The sequence below is a fragment of the Nocardioides sp. PD653-B2 genome (assembly GCF_002117935.1).
Taxonomy (GTDB): Bacteria; Actinomycetota; Actinomycetes; order Propionibacteriales; family Nocardioidaceae; genus Nocardioides.
The window spans coordinates 35,682-50,995 of sequence record NZ_BDJE01000030.1 but is presented as its reverse complement, the minus strand read 5'-3'; the positions used below and the strand labels follow the sequence as shown (position 1 = coordinate 50,995).

Annotated in this window: 15 protein-coding genes, 1 pseudogene and 1 riboswitch; of the genes and pseudogenes, 7 read left to right on the top strand and 9 right to left on the bottom strand. The window is 75.0% G+C overall.

The genetic code is table 11. The annotated features are described in order from the left end of the window. Positions 1–36 precede the first annotated feature (36 nt). The 3 genes from cobF to PD653B2_RS13685 are packed head-to-tail and all read left to right on the top strand — an operon-like array spanning position 37 to position 3,004. On the top strand, positions 37–834 hold the full coding sequence (cobF, locus tag PD653B2_RS13695) for a precorrin-6A synthase (deacetylating) (protein ID WP_085872948.1): 798 nt from the start codon (positions 37–39) through the stop codon (positions 832–834). Further along, entirely contained in the window at positions 831–2,252 is a 1,422-nt protein-coding gene (locus tag PD653B2_RS13690; RefSeq protein ID WP_085872942.1) for a cobyric acid synthase, read from the top strand. Before cobF ends, PD653B2_RS13690 begins: the two co-directional genes overlap by 4 nt. Then, complete coding sequence (locus PD653B2_RS13685) at positions 2,249–3,004, top strand: cobalt-precorrin-6A reductase (protein WP_085872941.1); 756 nt, start codon at positions 2,249–2,251, stop codon at positions 3,002–3,004. Before PD653B2_RS13690 ends, PD653B2_RS13685 begins: the two co-directional genes overlap by 4 nt. Here the strand turns inward: PD653B2_RS13685 and PD653B2_RS13680 are convergent. Further along, positions 2,916–3,797 (bottom strand): cobalamin biosynthesis protein, encoded by an 882-nt coding sequence (locus tag PD653B2_RS13680; RefSeq protein ID WP_085872940.1) that lies wholly within the window; start codon positions 3,795–3,797, stop codon positions 2,916–2,918. The genes PD653B2_RS13685 and PD653B2_RS13680 overlap by 89 nt on opposite strands. 2 nt (positions 3,798–3,799) lie before the next feature. Here PD653B2_RS13680 and PD653B2_RS13675 point away from each other — a divergent pair, with 2 nt between their 5' ends. Further along, positions 3,800–4,309: a bifunctional adenosylcobinamide kinase/adenosylcobinamide-phosphate guanylyltransferase gene (locus PD653B2_RS13675; protein WP_085872939.1), complete on the top strand. Its 510-nt coding sequence runs from the start codon at positions 3,800–3,802 to the stop codon at positions 4,307–4,309. Here the strand turns inward: PD653B2_RS13675 and PD653B2_RS13670 are convergent. From PD653B2_RS13670 to PD653B2_RS13635, 8 genes and pseudogenes are all read right to left on the bottom strand, one after another. Then, entirely contained in the window at positions 4,306–5,004 is a 699-nt protein-coding gene (locus PD653B2_RS13670; protein WP_085872938.1) for an adenosylcobinamide-GDP ribazoletransferase, read from the bottom strand. The genes PD653B2_RS13675 and PD653B2_RS13670 overlap by 4 nt on opposite strands. Next, the gene (gene cobT, locus PD653B2_RS13665) at positions 4,997–6,019 is read right to left on the bottom strand and encodes a nicotinate-nucleotide--dimethylbenzimidazole phosphoribosyltransferase (RefSeq protein WP_242665281.1); all 1,023 of its coding nucleotides are present in this window, start codon (positions 6,017–6,019) and stop codon (positions 4,997–4,999) included. The genes PD653B2_RS13670 and cobT overlap by 8 nt, the downstream gene beginning before the upstream one ends. Next, entirely contained in the window at positions 6,016–6,804 is a 789-nt protein-coding gene (locus PD653B2_RS13660; protein ID WP_085872937.1) for a CbtA family protein, read from the bottom strand. The genes cobT and PD653B2_RS13660 overlap by 4 nt, the downstream gene beginning before the upstream one ends. A 14-nt stretch (positions 6,805–6,818) precedes the next feature. Then, positions 6,819–7,034: a CbtB domain-containing protein gene (locus PD653B2_RS13655; protein ID WP_085872936.1), complete on the bottom strand. Its 216-nt coding sequence runs from the start codon at positions 7,032–7,034 to the stop codon at positions 6,819–6,821. A gap of 149 nt (positions 7,035–7,183) precedes the next feature. Then, a pseudogene (locus PD653B2_RS26060) lies at positions 7,184–9,581 on the bottom strand (cobyrinate a,c-diamide synthase). After that, positions 9,575–10,189: a cob(I)yrinic acid a,c-diamide adenosyltransferase gene (gene cobO, locus PD653B2_RS13645; RefSeq protein ID WP_085872935.1), complete on the bottom strand. Its 615-nt coding sequence runs from the start codon at positions 10,187–10,189 to the stop codon at positions 9,575–9,577. The pseudogene PD653B2_RS26060 and the gene cobO overlap by 7 nt, the downstream one beginning before the upstream one ends. After that, positions 10,189–12,126: a magnesium chelatase subunit D family protein gene (locus PD653B2_RS13640; protein ID WP_085872946.1), complete on the bottom strand. Its 1,938-nt coding sequence runs from the start codon at positions 12,124–12,126 to the stop codon at positions 10,189–10,191. The genes cobO and PD653B2_RS13640 overlap by 1 nt, the downstream gene beginning before the upstream one ends. A 33-nt stretch (positions 12,127–12,159) precedes the next feature. Then, positions 12,160–12,315, bottom strand: a riboswitch (cobalamin riboswitch). Then, positions 12,310–12,870: an AAA family ATPase gene (locus tag PD653B2_RS13635; protein ID WP_085872934.1), complete on the bottom strand. Its 561-nt coding sequence runs from the start codon at positions 12,868–12,870 to the stop codon at positions 12,310–12,312. (Overlaps the previous riboswitch by 6 nt.) Before the next feature lie 30 nt (positions 12,871–12,900). Between PD653B2_RS13635 and cbiE the strand changes: the two genes are divergently transcribed. The 3 genes from cbiE to PD653B2_RS13620 all read left to right on the top strand — a co-directional run bounded on the left by cbiE (position 12,901) and on the right by PD653B2_RS13620 (position 15,309). Further along, positions 12,901–14,118 (top strand): precorrin-6y C5,15-methyltransferase (decarboxylating) subunit CbiE, encoded by a 1,218-nt coding sequence (gene cbiE / locus PD653B2_RS13630; RefSeq protein WP_085872933.1) that lies wholly within the window; start codon positions 12,901–12,903, stop codon positions 14,116–14,118. Beyond that, complete coding sequence (cobM, locus tag PD653B2_RS13625; RefSeq protein ID WP_085872932.1) at positions 14,115–14,852, top strand: precorrin-4 C(11)-methyltransferase; 738 nt, start codon at positions 14,115–14,117, stop codon at positions 14,850–14,852. The genes cbiE and cobM overlap by 4 nt, the downstream gene beginning before the upstream one ends. A 118-nt stretch (positions 14,853–14,970) precedes the next feature. Continuing rightward, the gene (locus tag PD653B2_RS13620) at positions 14,971–15,309 is read left to right on the top strand and encodes a hypothetical protein (protein WP_085872931.1); all 339 of its coding nucleotides are present in this window, start codon (positions 14,971–14,973) and stop codon (positions 15,307–15,309) included. The last annotated feature ends 5 nt before the right edge of the window (positions 15,310–15,314 follow it).

Genomic DNA, 15,314 nt, shown 5'->3' with positions numbered 1-15,314 from the left:
AGCATGGTGGTGTCGAGGCTCTCAACCACCGTCAGCATGGTGGTTTCGAGGCTCTCGACCACCGTCAGCACGGTGGTTGAGGTGCGAGCGGAGCGAGCCTCGAAACCACCCCGCAGGCTCCGCGTCATCGGGGTCGGCATGGGGCCGCAGCACGTGACGGCCGAGGCCGCGGCGGCGCTGCGGTCGGTCGACCACGTGTTCGCGTTCGCCAAGGCCGACGACGACCCGCTGCTCGACGTACGCACCGCGATCTGCCGCGAGTACGGAGACCCGCCGGTCGTCGTGATCGAGGACCCGCCGCGCGACCGGGACGACCCGGCCGACTACCCAGCGGCCGTGCGCGCGTGGCACGACGCGCGGGTGGCGTCGTACGCCGCCGCCCTCCGGGAGCATCCCGGCGACGTCGGGCTGCTGGTCTGGGGGGACCCGTCGCTCTACGACTCGACGCTGCGGCTGGTCGACGCCCTGGCCGAGCGGGTGGAGCTCGACGTGGACGTGGTCCCCGGCGTCAGCGCGCCGCAGCTGCTCGCCGCCCGGCACCGGATCGTGCTGCACGAGGTCGGCCGGCCCGTGCACGTGACGACCGGGCGCCGGCTGCGCCAGGCGGTCGCGCAGGGCCAGGACAACATCGTCGTGATGCTCAACCGCACCCTCGACCTCGACGACCTCGCAGGCTGGACGATCTGGTGGGGCGCCAACCTCGGCACCACGTCCGAGGCACTCGTGGCCGGCCGGGTCGGCGAGGTGCGGGCCGACATCGACGCCGCGCGCGCTCGGGTGCGCGCCGAGGCCGGCTGGGTGATGGACGTCTACCTCCTGCGGCGGCCGTCGTGAGCGGGTTGCTCGTCGCCGGCACCACCTCCGACGCGGGCAAGAGCATCCTCACCACCGGCCTGTGCCGTGCCTTCGCGCGCGCCGGGGTGGCGGTGGCGCCGTTCAAGGCGCAGAACATGTCCAACAACTCGATGGTCTGCGCCGACGGCGCGGAGATCGGCCGAGCCCAGTGGATCCAGGCGCTGGCCGCCCGCGCCGAGCCCGAGGCCGCGATGAACCCGGTGCTCCTCAAGCCCGGCAGCGACCACCGCAGCCACGTCGTGGTGATGGGCCGGCCGGCGGGCGAGGTCACGTCGCGCGACTTCGTCGACGGGCGACGGCACCTCGCGGCGGCGGCGTACGACGCCTTCGACGACCTGGCGTCGCGCTACGAGCTCGTGGTCGCCGAGGGCGCGGGCAGCCCGGCCGAGATCAACCTGCGCAGCAGCGACTACGTCAACATGGGCCTGGCCCGCCACGCCGGCCTGCCGACCGTGGTGGTCGGCGACATCGACCGGGGCGGGCTCTTCGCGGCGATGTTCGGCACCGTCGCGCTGCTCGAGCCCGACGACCAGCGGCTGATCGCGGGCTTCGTCGTCAACAAGTTCCGCGGCGACGTGTCCCTGCTGGAGCCCGGGCTCACCGAGCTGGAGCGGCTCACCGGCCGGCGGGTGTACGGCGTGCTGCCGTGGCACCCCGACCTGTGGCTCGACTCCGAGGACGCCCTCGACCTCGACGGGCGGCGCGCGCGCGGCGACGCGGGCACGCGCAAGGTGGCAGTCGTGCGGCTGCCGCGGATCAGCAACTTCACCGACGTCGACGCGCTCGGCCTCGAGCCGGGCCTCGATGTCGCGTTCGCGGCCGACCCGCGGGCGTTGTCGGACGCCGACCTGGTGGTGCTGCCCGGCACCCGCGCGACCGTCGCCGACCTGGCCTGGCTGCGCGAGCGCGGCCTCGACCGGGCGATCGCCTCCCACGCCGCCGCCGGCGGGCCGGTGCTCGGCATCTGCGGCGGCTTCCAGATGCTCGGCCTCGAGATCGCGGACCCGGACGGCGTCGAGGGCGGGCCCGCGACGGTGCCCGGCCTCGGCCTGCTCGACGTGCGCACGGAGTTCACGCCTGAGAAGGTGCTGCGCACGCACGCCCCGACGGGCTACGAGATCCACCACGGCCGCGTCACCGGCGAGCCCCGCTCGGGCCAGGTGTTCGGCACGATGGTGCACGGCAGCCTCGAGGACGACGCGACCCGGACCGCCTACCTCGCCGGGGCGCTGCCCGGTTGGACACCGTCGGGTGTGAGCTTCCCGGCGGCCCGGGAGCGCCGGCTCGACCTGCTCGGCGACCTGGTCGAGGAGCACCTGCCGGTCGACGAGCTGCTCGCGCTGGCGCGCGACGGGGCGCCCGCCGTGCCCGTCCTCCCGCCGGGGGCGAGCCGGTGAGGGTGCTCCTGCTGGGAGGTACGGCGGAGGCGCGGGACCTCGCCGCCGCGCTGGTCGCCGACGGTGTCGACGTGACCACGTCGCTCGCGGGCCGGGTCGCCGAACCGCGGCTGCCCGTCGGCGGCGTGCGGATCGGAGGCCTGGGCGGCGTCGAGGGACTCCGGGCCGCGGCCGCGTCGTACGACGTGGTCGTGGACGCGACGCATCCCTTCGCAGCGCAGATCTCCGCTCACGCAGCGGCCGCGTGCACCGACGTCCCCCTCCTGCGGCTGCAGCGCCCGGGCTGGCGCGGCGACTGGCACTGGGTGGACGGCCACGACGACGCCGCCGCCCGTGCTGCCGTGCTGGGGGAGCGGCCGTTCCTCACCGTCGGCCGCCAGCAGCTCGGCCGCTTCACCGGCCCGCTCGTGCACCGTGCCGTGCTGGCGCGGGTGGTCGACGAGCCGGAGGTGGCGCTGCCGGACCCGTGGGAGCTGCTGGTCGACCGCGGGCCCTACCGCTACGGGGACGAGCTCGCGCTGATGCAGCGGCACGGCAGCGACGTGCTCGTGACCAAGGACTCCGGCGGCGACCACACCTGGCCCAAGATGCAGGCCGCGGCCGCGCTCGGCATCCCGGTCGTCGTCGTGCGACGACCGGCCGCGCCCGCGGGGGTGGAGACGGTCAGCGACGTCGACGCAGCAGCGCGATGGGTACGACGGCAGCGAGCGCTCCCCAGCCGACCCGGCGGGCCAGCCGCCGGGCGCGGGTGATGTCGTGAAGCGTCGGAGCGCGGCCGTCGCCCAGCACGTGCCGGTCCTCCACCCGGTCGCCGTAGGTGTTCACGCCGCCCAGCCGGACGCCGAGCGCCCCGGCGAACGCCGCCTCGACCGGGCCGGCGTTCGGGCTCGGGTGGCCGGCCGCGTCGCGGCGCCAGGTGCGCCAGGCAGCCCCCGGGTCGTCGGCCAGGCCGACCGTGAGCAGGGCGGTCAACCGCGAGCCGGGCAGGTTGAGCACGTCGTCGAGCCGCGCCGCCGCCCAGCCGAACCGCTCGTAGCGCGCGTTGCGGTGGCCGACCATCGCGTCGAGGGTGTTGGCGGCGCGGTGACCCAGCAGACCCGGCACCCCCGCCACCGCGCCCCAGACCAGGGGAGCGACGACCGCGTCGGACGTGTTCTCCGCGAGCGACTCGATCACCGCCCGGGCGACCTCGCTCTCGTCGAGCGCGCCGGTGTCGCGGCCGACGAGGTGGGTCAGCCGGTGCCGGGCGCCCGGCAGGTCGCCGGAGCCGAGCAGCGCCTCGACCGCGGCCGCCTCGCGGTCCAGCGACCGAGCCCCGAGCACCGCCCACGTGGCGAGCGCGGTCGGGATGCCGCGGGTGCCAAGGGCGGCCGCGCCGCCGACCAGCACCGCGACGTGCACGACACCCGCGCCGCGGCGATCGGCGTACGTCACCCGCTCCAGCGCGGCGGCCGTCCGCCCGAACCCGGCCACCGGGTGGAAGCGGCGCGGGTCGCCGAGCACGGCGTCCGCCGCGTAGCCGAGGATCAGTCCCAGGGAGGTCATCGATGAAGGTCCTGGTCACCGGGGGAGTCCGCTCGGGCAAGTCCATGCATGCCGAGGCGCTGCTGGCGCCGTACGACGAGGTCACCTACGTCGCGCCGGGTCCGGTGCGCGACGACGCCGACTGGGCCGCACGGGTGGCGGCCCACCAGGCCCGGCGACCGGTGTCGTGGACGACGCTGGAGACCGGCGACCTGGTCCACGCGCTGCGGCGCCCCGGGCCGGTGCTCGTCGACTGCCTCGGCACGTGGCTGACCCGGTTCGTCGACGACGCCGCGATGTGGGACGCGCGCGTCGAGGACGTCGGTGCGTACGTGGAGGAGGAGGTCGACGCCGCCGTCCGGTCGATGGGCGACGACGTGGTGCTCGTGACCAACGAGGTCGGCTTCGGTGTCGTGCCCGAGCACCGCTCGGGGCGGGTCTTCCGCGACCTGCTCGGCACGGTCAACCAGCGGTTCGCGGCGGCCTGCGACGAGGTGCACCTGGTCGTCGCCGGGCGGGTGCTGAAGCTCTAGATCCATGACCACGTGAGCAGCGTCGCCGCGAGGGCGAGCTCGACCGCGGCGCCGAACACGTCGCCGGTGACGCCGCCGAAGCGCCGGGTGGTGCGCCGCACCAGCAGCAGGACCACGACGCCACCGGCGACCGAGAGCAGCAGCCCGCCGACCACGGCGACGGGCACCGGGACCGTGCGCGTGTAGGTGACGCCGAGGCCGTCGGGCCGGGCGGGCGGCACCCGCGTGCAGCACACGATCCAGAGCGCGCAGCGCGACAGGCACACCAGCGCTCCGGCGAGCAGGGCGTCGGTCGCCGGTCCGACGTACGCCGACAGCGCGGCGGCCTGGACGCCCAGCACGACCACGGTGGCGACGACGCCGGCCGGTCCGCTGGTGCCGGACTTCATCACCTCGAGCGAGCGGGCGGCGTCGTACGACGCGGTCAGGCCGTCGGCGGTGTCGGAGAGGCCGTCCCAGTGCAGCGCCCGGGAGCCCGCGGCCAGCGCACCGATCGCGACGAACGCGACCGCGAGCGGCGGGAGGTCGACGGCACCACCGGCCCAGACGACGGCGGCGACCAGGGCACCCAGGGGCAGCACCGCCAGCGGTGCCAGGAGGATCGCGCCGCGGGTGGTGCCCCGGTCCATGCGCGTCGGCGCGCGGACCGGGACGGCGGTCAGGGTGCCGACCGCGAGCCGGAGGGCGTCAGCCACCGAGCTCGCTCAGCAGCGCGACGTCGCGGAGCAGGGCCACGGCGCTCCGCAGCACCGGGACGGCCGCCACTGCGCCGCTGCCCTCACCCAGGCGCATGCCCAGGTCGAGCACCGGCTCGAGGCCGAGCTTCGCCAGCGCGAGCGACTGGGCCGGCTCGGTCGACCGGTGCCCGGCCGCGAACCACGCCGCCGCGCCCGGCTCGATCCGGTCGGCGGTGAGTGCACAGGCAACCGCCATCAGGCCGTCGAGCAGCACCGGGACGCCCTGGCGCGCGGCCTCGGCGAGGTAGCCGGTGCTGGCGGCGAGGTCGGCGCTGCCGAGCGCGGTCAGGGTCCCGACCGGGTCGGCCGTGCGCTCGCCCGCGCGGTCCAGCGCCTGCTGCACGACCTGCTGCTTGTGCGCCAGGGTCGCCGCGTCGATGCCGGTGCCGAGGCCGGTGACCTCCGATGCCGGGACGCCGAGCCCCGCCGCGACCAGGGCGGCGGCGGGCGTGGTGTTGCCGATGCCCATGTCCCCGCTGAGCAGCAGCTGGGCGCCGGCGGCGATCTCCTCGCGGGCGACGGTCGCGCCCGCGTCCAGCGCGATCAGGGTCTCCCGCTCGGTGAGGGCGTCCTCGAGGTGGATCGCTCCCGAGGAGCGGCGCACCTTGAACCGGCGTACGGCGTCCGGCACCCCGGCCAGGTCGTCGTCGACGCCCAGGTCGAGCACCCGCACCTGCACCCCGTGCGCGCGGGCCAGCGCGGAGACGCCGGCCCGTCCGGTGAGGAAGGTGCGCACCATGGCGGCCGTGATCTCGGGCGGGTACGCCGAGACGCCGTGCCGGGCGACGCCGTGGTCGCCGGCGAAGATGACGAGGCGGACGTCGGTGAGCTCACTCGGAGGGACCTCGCCCTGGCAGGCCGCGAGCCAGACCGCGAGGTCACCGAGCCGCCCCAGCGCACCCGGAGGTGTCGCCAGGGCGGCCAGGCGCTCCGTGGCCGCGGCCGCTGCGTGGGGGGACGGCGGCGCGATCACAGGCTGGCGGCGAGCGTCCGGCGCTCGGTCGTGGCGGTGTCGCGGCGGTGGAGCGCACCGACCAGCCCGGTCAGGCCGATGCCGATCGCCGCCCAGAGAGTGGCGATCGTGATCAGCGAGGCGCGGCGGAAGTACCAGAGCACGTCGGCCGGGAAGTCGCCCACCTCGTTGACCGTGGGCAGCACCTGGCCGGCGACGGCGACCACGACGACGTACGCGCCGACACCGGCGAGCACCGCGGCGTACGTGCCGACCTGGGGCCAGAGCCGCCGGGCCAGCAGGGTGCCGAGCACCGCTGCGACCACCGAGACCAGCACGAACGCGAAGTAGTCGCCGGTGCGAGCGCCGATCGTGGAGCCGTCGCCGACCGCGGGTGGGTTGGCGGGGTACTTGAGGAACGGCACCAGCGCGTACGACACGAAGCCGATCAGCGCGACGGTCGCCGTCGACTGGCCGGGTGTCATCCGGCCCAGCCGGCCGACGGCCGCGGCGGACACCAGGGCGACGAGGCCGCCGAGGGCGAGGCCGACGGCGAGGGAGCCGGTGAGCAGGCCCCAGGTGCGCTGGTCGTGGCGCGAGACGACGGCGCCGCCGTCGTCGTGGGAGTGGCCCGCGGTGGCCTCGTCGTGGGTGTGGTCATCAGCGGGCGCGTGGGTGCCCGCCTCCTCGAGGGCGATCGCGGTCTCGACGTGCGGCTCGCCGACCTGGTGGGCGACCAGGAAGGTGGCGAAGCCGGCGACGAGCCCGACGAGCAGCCCCCGGACGAGCAGGGCTCGTACGGTCATGGCTGCCTCGGCTCTCAGTGGCAGGGGAAGCCGAGGAGGTGCCGGCCGTCGTGGACCCACTCGTGGACCGCCGTGCCGGACAGGAGGGAGAACGCGCCCTGCTCGGCGCTGACGAAGAAGAGCGCCAGGACCGCGAGCAGCCCGACGAAGAGCGCCCACGGCGCGATCTCGGCGAGGGGGATCGAGGGGATCTCGACGGTGGTTGCGGGGGTGGCAGAAACCTGCGACATGTGTCCTCCTCAGGGATGCGTGCGTCCCTGTTCGAATGGGTGGAAGCGGACCTTCGGGTCTGACTTCACCGCTCCTCGAATGCCTCGGAGGCGATGTCACAGTAGCGCGACTGTGCCGGATTCCCACCGGCTTCCTCGTGCCCGCGGCGTCAGCCTAGGGCATCGGCGGACCGCCGCGACAGGGCCTCCAGCAGACGGTCGGTCGCAACCTCCGGTCGGACGGCGATCCGCACCCAGGTCGCGTCGAGACCGGGGAACGTGTCGGCCCGGCGTACGGCGATGCCGGCCTCGCGCAGGTGTTCGTGGACGCCTTCGCCGACCTGCGCGAGGACGAACGAAGCGGAGGACGGGATGTGCCGGATCCCTTGCGTTGACAGGGATTCCTCGAGGTGACGTCGCCAGCCGGCGATCTCGTCTGCTCGTCGGCGGCTCTCGTGCGCGGCCTCCGCGCCCGTGCAGGCGGCCATCGCGGCGGCCGCCGTCGTCGACACCGACCAGGGCACCTGGCCGCGGCGGAGCGCGGCAGCCGTCGTCGGGTCGGTCAGCAGGTAGCCGGCCCGGACGCCGGGGATGCCCCAGTGCTTGGTGAGGCTTCGGATCACCAGCAGGGACTGGGCTCTGACGCCCGCCAGCGACTCGGGCTCGCCGGGCACGGCGTCCATGAACGCCTCGTCGACGACCACCAGCCGACCGGGACGCAGCAGGCGCCGTACGACGGTCGCCGGGTGGAGGACGCCGGTCGGGTTGGTCGGGTTCCCGACGACGACCAGGTCGGCGTCGCCCGGGACGTCGTCGGGGTCGAGCGCAAACCCGTCGGCCTCGCGGCAGTGGACCTCGGTGACGTCGTGGCCGGCCTGCAGCAGCGCGGCATGGGGCTCGGTGAACTGCGGATGCACGACGACCGGTCGTCGCCAGGGCCGCAGCCGGGCGACCAGCGAGAACGTCTCGGCCGCGCCGGCGGTCGCGAGCACGTCGTCGGTCGGTCTCCCGTGGTGGGCGGCGACGGCGGCCTCGGCCCGGGCGGCGGTGGGGTAGTCGCCGACCTCGTCGAGGCTCTGCCTCAGCGCGTCGTCGAGCCAGGGCGGCCGCGGACCGTCGTACACGTTGACGGCGAGGTCGAGGTCGGCGCCGCGGGCTTCGACGTCGCCGTGGTGGCGCAGTGGCTCGTGGAGGGGGGCGTTAACCATGCACGGCCTCCGCGAACCGCTGTGCCAGCCGAGGGTGACCGGCCCAGTGCGTGTGGAGGTACGACGCGTGCAGAGTCGGCGACGTGAAGCCGACGTCCTGCCCGTCGACGGTCCACGCGGGGCGGTCGCCGGCGTACGGCGTGACCTGGGTGCGGTGGAACTCGTGGCCGGTCACCTGCTCGCCGGCGCGGGTCAGCAGGTTGTCGGTGGCCGCGGTCATCGTGGGGTAGCGCAGCGTCAGCCGCTCGGTCATCGCGGCGGCCGCGTCGACGGCCCCAACCATGGGAGAGGAGTCCAGTGACGAGCAGAGGTACAGCAGCCCGGCGCACTCGGCCACCGTCGGGACGCCGTCCCCGATCGCCGCCGCGAGCTCGCGCCGGAGCGTCACGTTGCCGGTGAGGTCACGGGCGTGCACCTCGGGGAAGCCTCCACCCAGGTAGATCCCCGCGGTCCCGTCGGGCAGGCGCGCGTCGGTCATCGGGTCGAACCCCACCACCGTGCAGCCGGCCGCCCGGAGCAGCTCCTCGGTCTCGGCGTACCGGAACGTGAACGCCCGCCCGCCCGCCACCGCCACGACAGGTCCGCCCCCGGTGGTTGAGGAGGCACGAAGTCCCGTCTCGAAACCCCCGCAGCCAACCGCGCGCCCGGGGTCCCAGGCCTCGCCCTCCAGGTCCGGCGCGGACCGCGCGACCGCGAGCACCGCGTCGAGGTCGACCAGCTCCGCGATCCGGTCGGCGAGGGTGTCGAGGGCGTGCCGGGCGTCGTCCCGCTCGGCGGCGGGCACCAGCCCGAGGTGCCGCGAGGGGACGGCGAGGTCCGGGTCGCGCCCGATCGTGCCGAGCACCGGGAGGTCGATCGAGTCGGCGACCTCGGCCGCGTGCCGGGGCGAGCCGGCCTGGTTGAGGATCACGCCGGCGACCTCGACGCGCGGGTCGTAGGTCGCCATGCCGTGCACGACCGCGCCGACCGTCCGCGACGAGCGGGAGATGTCGACGACGAGCACGATCGGCGAGCGGGTGAGCGTGGCGACGTGGGCCGTCGACGCGAAGCCCTGCGCGCCGACCTTGCCGTCGTAGAGGCCCATCACGCCCTCGACGACGGCGACGTCGGCACCGGCCGCCCCGTGCAGGAGGAGCGGCACGATCCGCTCCGCGCCGACCAGGTGCGGGTCGAGGTTGCGGCCCGGGCGGCCGCTGGCGAGCGCGTGGTACCCCGGGTCGATGTAGTCGGGGCCGACCTTGTGCCCGCTGACGACGTGACCGGCGCCGGTGAGCGCGGCCATCAGCCCGGTGGCGACGGTGGTCTTGCCCTGCCCGGTGGCCGGCGCGGCGATGACCAGCCGGGGGAGCGGTGTCACCACTCGATGCCCCGCTGGCCCTTCTGGCCCGCGTCCATCGGGTGCTTGACCTTCGCCATCTCGGTGACCAGGTCGGCGACCTCGACCAGCCGGGGGTCGGCACGGCGGCCGGTGACGACGACGTACTGGCGTCCGGGCCGCTTCGCCAGGGTGTCGACGACGTCGTCCACGTCCACCCAGCCCCACTGCATCGGGTAGGTGAACTCGTCGAGCACGTAGAGGTCGTGCGTCTGCGCGGCGAGCCGGCGCTTCACCTCCGCCCAGCCCTCGGCCGCCTCGGCCGCGTGGTCGTCGGCGTCGCCGGCCTTGCGCGACCAGGACCAGCCGGCGCCCATCTTGTGCCACTCGACCGGGCCGCCCTCGCCGGTCTCGCGGTGCAGCTCGCCGAGCCGCTCGAGGACGGTCTGCTCGCCGATGCGCCACTTGGCGGACTTCACGAACTGGAAGACGCCGACGTCCCAGCCCTGGTTCCAGGCGCGGATCGCGAGGCCGAAGGCGGCCGTCGACTTCCCCTTGCCGTCGCCGGTGTGGACCATCAGCAGCGGGCGGTTGCGGCGCTGCCGGGTCGTGAGCCCGTCGTCGGGTACGGCGAGCGGCTGTCCCTGCGGCATCAGGCGGCCCGCCCGCGGACCGCCCCGGTCAGGGCCTCGGCGCTGACCTCGCCGATCGGGACGTGCTCGGCGCGGAGGTGCTCGGCCAGGGTGGCGGCGAGTCCGAGCCGGAGCGCCCCGCTCTCGCAGTCGACGACCAGGCTGTCGACGCCGGCCTTCGCCAGGAGCCCCCCGGCCGCCCGCGACCGCTGCACGGCGGCGGCACCGCTCGTCGCCCGGCCGTCGGTGACGACGACGAGCAGCGGACGGCGGCGCGGGTCGCGGATCCGCTCCAGCCCGAGCACCCGGGCCGCCTCGAGCAGACCCTCGGCGAGCGGGGTGCGTCCGCCGGCGGGCAGCACCTCGAGCCGCGCGGCCGCGATGTCGACCGAGTGGGTCGGGGGCAGTGCCAACTCGGCGGCGTCGCCGCGGAACGTGATGAGCCCGACCTTGTCGCGGCGCTGGTAGGCGTCCAGCAGGAGCGACAGGATTGCGGCCTTCACCTGCTCCATCCGCTTCCGCGCCGCCATCGACCCGGAGGCGTCGACGCAGAAGAGCACCAGGTTCGACTCCTGGCCCTCGCGCGTCGCCACGCGCAGATCGCTGGGGCGGAACCGCAGCCGGCCCGTCGTCCGTCCGCGGGCGACCTGGTGCGGGGCCGCGGCGCGCACGGTCTCGCTCAGGTGGATAGGCCCGCGCCCGCCGACGCCCGCCCCGACCCGGCGACCGTTCTCGGTGACCGCCCGGCTGCGCCTCCCGGCCTCCCCGGCACCCGTGCCACGGACGGTGAAGAGCCTCGGGCGGTACGTCGCGCCGGGTGCCACGGTGGTCGAGGAAGGCGCTTCCCCGGTGGTTGAGGAAGGCCCGCTAGGGCCTGTCTCGAAACCCCCGCCGCCTTCTGAGCTGGTCTCGCCCGCGCCGCCGCCACCGGGCGGCTCCGGCTCCGGGTCGTCGTCGCCGAGCACCTCGTCGAGCAGGTCCTCGTCGAGCCCGGGTGCGTCGAAGGGGTTGCGCCGGCGCCGGTGGGGGAGCGCGAGCCGGGCGGCGGCGCGGATGTCCTCGGTGGTGACCGACGACCGCTCGTGCCAGGCGGCGTGGGCGACGGCGGTGCGGGCGGTGACGATGTCGGCGCGCATGCCGTCGACGTCGAAGGCCGCGCACAGCTCGGCGATGGTGAGCAGGGCGGCGTCGGACAGCTCGACGCCGGCGACGAACTCCTGGGCGGCGCGGATCCGATCGGTCAGCGCCCGCTCGTCTTCGGCCCAGCGTGCGGCGAAGACGTCGGGGTCCGCGTCGTACGCCATCCGGCGGCGCACCACCTCGACCCGCAGCGCGGGGTCTCGGGGTGCGGCGACCTCGACGGTCAGCCCGAACCGGTCGAGGAGCTGCGGCCGGAGCTCACCCTCCTCGGGGTTCATCGTGCCGACCAGCACGAAGCGGGCCGCGTGCTCGACCGAGACGCCGTCGCGCTCCACGGTCGAGCGGCCCATCGCGGCCGCGTCGAGCAGCAGGTCGACGAGGTGGTCGTGGAGCAGGTTGACCTCGTCGACGTACAGGATGCCGCGGTGCGCCTTGGCGAGCAGGCCGGGCTCGTACTCCGCCCTGCCCTCCGAGAGCGCGCGCTCGAGGTGCAGCGAGCCGAGCACCCGGTCCTCGGTGGCGCCGACCGGCAGCTCCACCAGCCGCACCGGCCGGGACTCGGTCGGGGCGTCGGCGGCGAACGGACCGTCCGGGGAGAGCGGTGCCCGGTCGGCCGGATCGGTCGAGAACCGGTCGCCGGTGACCACCTCGATCGGCGGCAGCACGGCGGCCAGCGCCCGCACGATCGTGGACTTCGCCGTGCCCTTCTCGCCGCGCACGAGCACGCCGCCGACCTCGGGGGAGATCGTCGTCAGGATGAGGGCCAGCGCCATGTCGTCGGAGCCGACGACGGCGCTGAAAGGAAACTGCTGTGGCATGAGAGGCTCCCGCTCGCTCGCCATCGGACATCGGATGATGCGTGGCGCGGGGCCGGTCTTCGGACTTCCCAGGTCTCCGTGCTCGGAGCCGTGGGTTACCGCAGCGGGCCTGTGCCGGACTTTCACCGGCTTCCCAGATTCTCCCCTGGCCGTTGCCGGCGTCGGGGCACCTCGTGCCGCTGGTCAGGCTAGCGGCTGGAGCACCTCGCGGAGCCAGTGGTCCACGTCGCGCCGCCGGCGAAGCCGTACGACGGTCAACTGCGGGTGGGCGACGACCAGGGCCGGAATCCGGTCGCGGTAGAGCTTCCGGGTGCTGATCGACCAGCGCACGACGTGCTCGGGGTCGGTGAAGAACGTGCGCAGCGGCCCCTCGACGTTGCCGTTCCAGAGCACCTCGCGCCGGAGCCGGCGCCGCAGGGTCCGGCGCAGCACGCGGGTGAACACCAGCGGGTAGGGCAGGTCCAGCCAGAGCAGGGTGTCCGCGCGTTCGGCGAGCAGCGGCCGCACGCTGGAGTACTGCCACTCGGTCACCCACGACGGCTCGGAGGTGAAGGCGTCCACCTCCACCTCCAAGCTCGGCCGCGGCGTCCAGTCCGGACCGTGGAACAGGCTGTCGATCTCGGTGTGCGGGATGCCGAGCACCGCGCCGACACGGGCGGCGAGGGTGGTCTTGCCCGAACCGCTCACCCCGGCGACCAGCACCCGCGCGGGCCGGGCGGGCAGCGGATCGGTGGCGGTGAGCACCGCGGAATCGTACGGCTAGGGTCTGGGATCGTGCCGAGCCCCGACGACCGCGAGCCGCTGATCACCGTGATCGGGATCGGCGCGGACGGCTGGACCAGCGTGCCGGAGGCGAGCTGGCGGCGGCTGCTGACCGCCGACGTGATCCTGGGCGGAGCCCGGCACCTGGCGATGCTGCCCGACACCCTCGACGTGGTCCGTGAGCCGTGGCCCTCGCCGTTGCGCGACAACCTGCCGGCGCTGCTCCAACGGCACGCCGGGCGGGACGTCGTCGCGCTCGCCTCGGGCGACCCGCTCGTCTCCGGGATCGGCTCCACGCTGATCGCGCTGCTCGGCGAGGGTGCCGTGCGCATCGAGCCGGCGCTCTCGTCGGTGGCGCTGGCGCGGGCCCGGATGGCGTGGCCGTCGGAGTCGCTCGACGTCGTCTCGGTCGTCGGCCGAGACCCCCACGCGGTGCTGCGCACGCTGGCGCCGGGCCACCGGGTGATCGTGCTGTCCGCCGGCGCGCACACGCCCACCGAGCTGGCCGGCCTGCTGGCCGAGGCGGGGTACGGCGACACCGTGATGACCGTGCTCGGCAACCTCGGGACCGCCGACGAGTCGCGGGTCGAGGCCACCGCTGCGACCTGGGAGGGTTCGGCGCCCGCGCTCAACGTGGTCGCCTTCGAGCTGCGTGGACCGGTCGTGGCGTCGTGGACGGCGGGGCTGCCGGACGACGTGTTCGAGCACGACGGCCAGCTGACCAAGCGCGACCTGCGCGCCAGCGCCCTGGCCCGCCTCGCTCCGCAGCCGGGCCAGCTGCTGTGGGACGTCGGCGCCGGCGCCGGCTCGGTCGGCATCGAGTGGATGCGCGCCCACCCGCGCTGCTGGACGATCGCGGTGGAGTCCGACGCCGAGCGCGCCGGCCGGATCGGCCGCAACGCCGGGCGCCTCGGCGTACCCACCCTGCGCGTGGTGCACGGACGGGCGCCCGACGCGCTCGCCGACCTGCCCGCGCCCGACGCCGTCTTCGTCGGGGGCGGAGCGACCGCGCCCGGGCTCCTGGACGCCTGCGTCGACCGGCTCGCGCCCGGCGGCCGGCTCGTCGTGCACGGAGTGACGCTCGAGACCGAGTCGCTGCTGGCCACGGCGTACGGCGCCCGCGGCGGCGAGCTGACCCGGCTCTCGGTCGAGCACGCCGCGCCGATCGGTTCCTTCAGCGGCTGGACGCCGGCCCGCGCCGTCACCCAGTGGAGCTGGAGCAAGCCATGACCGTCCACTTCGTCGGCGCCGGGCCCGGCGCCGCCGACCTGATCACCCTGCGGGCGGCGGCGATGCTGGCCGCAGCGGACGTGGTGCTCTACCCGGGCACCTACCTCGACGCCGCGGTGCTCGCGCACTGCCGCCCCGACGCGCGGCTCGTCGACACCCAGGACCTCGACCTCGACCGGATCGTCGACGAGCTGGTCGGCGCCCACGCCGCGGGGCTGGACGTCGTCCGCCTCACCTCGGGCGACCCCTCCGTCTACTCCGCGGCCGCCGAGCAGACGCGACGCCTCGACGCGGCCGGGGTGCCGTGGGACGTCACTCCCGGGGTGCCGGCGTACGCCGCCGCTGCCGCCCTGGTCGGCCGCGAGCTCACCGTCCCGCTCGTCTCGCAGTCGGTGGTGCTGACCCGGGCGCAGGCGCGCTCCACCGTGATGCCCGAGACGGAGTCGCTCGCGGCGTTCGCGGCCACCCGTGCGACGCTGGTGCTGCACCTCGCGATCACCCGGACCCGCGAGGTGATGGCCGAGCTGGTCGGGGAGTACGGCGCCGACTGCCCGGTCGTGGTCGCCTACCGCGCCTCCCAGCCCGACGAGCTGGTGCTGCGTGGCACCGTCGGCGACATCGCCGACCGGGTCGAGGCCGCCGGCCTGCGGCGGGCCGCGGTGATCCTGGTCGGCCGGGCGCTGGCCGGCGACGGTGGGGAGTCCTGGCTGTACTCCGCCGGCCGTCATCGGTGAGAGATCGTCGGAAAATCGTCTGGGTCGTGGGTGTGGAGTGGTGACGCGGGGGAAGGGTGAGGTCATCCCGCCGCGGACGGACCTGCCGGCGGATCCCCATCACAGAACAGGCATCGTCATGAAGCGTCCAATCCTGCTCCTCGCCTCCGCCGTCCTCGTCCTCGGCTTCACCTCCGCGTGCGGGGGTGGCGACGACGGCGGCGGCGGCCGCCCGTCGGTCGACGAGGTCGCCGACGGCGTCCAGGGCAGCATGGCCGACGAGCTCGGCGGCGACGTCCCCGACGGCGCCGTCGACTGCATCGCCCAGGCCTTCTACGACTCCGACATCTCCGACGAGGGCCTGCAGGCGATCGCCGACGGCGACGAGGACTACGAGGCGAGCGACGAGGACCAGGAGGCCCTCCAGTCGATCGTGACCGACGACATGACGAAGTGCATGACGGACGCTGCGAAGTAGTCCGC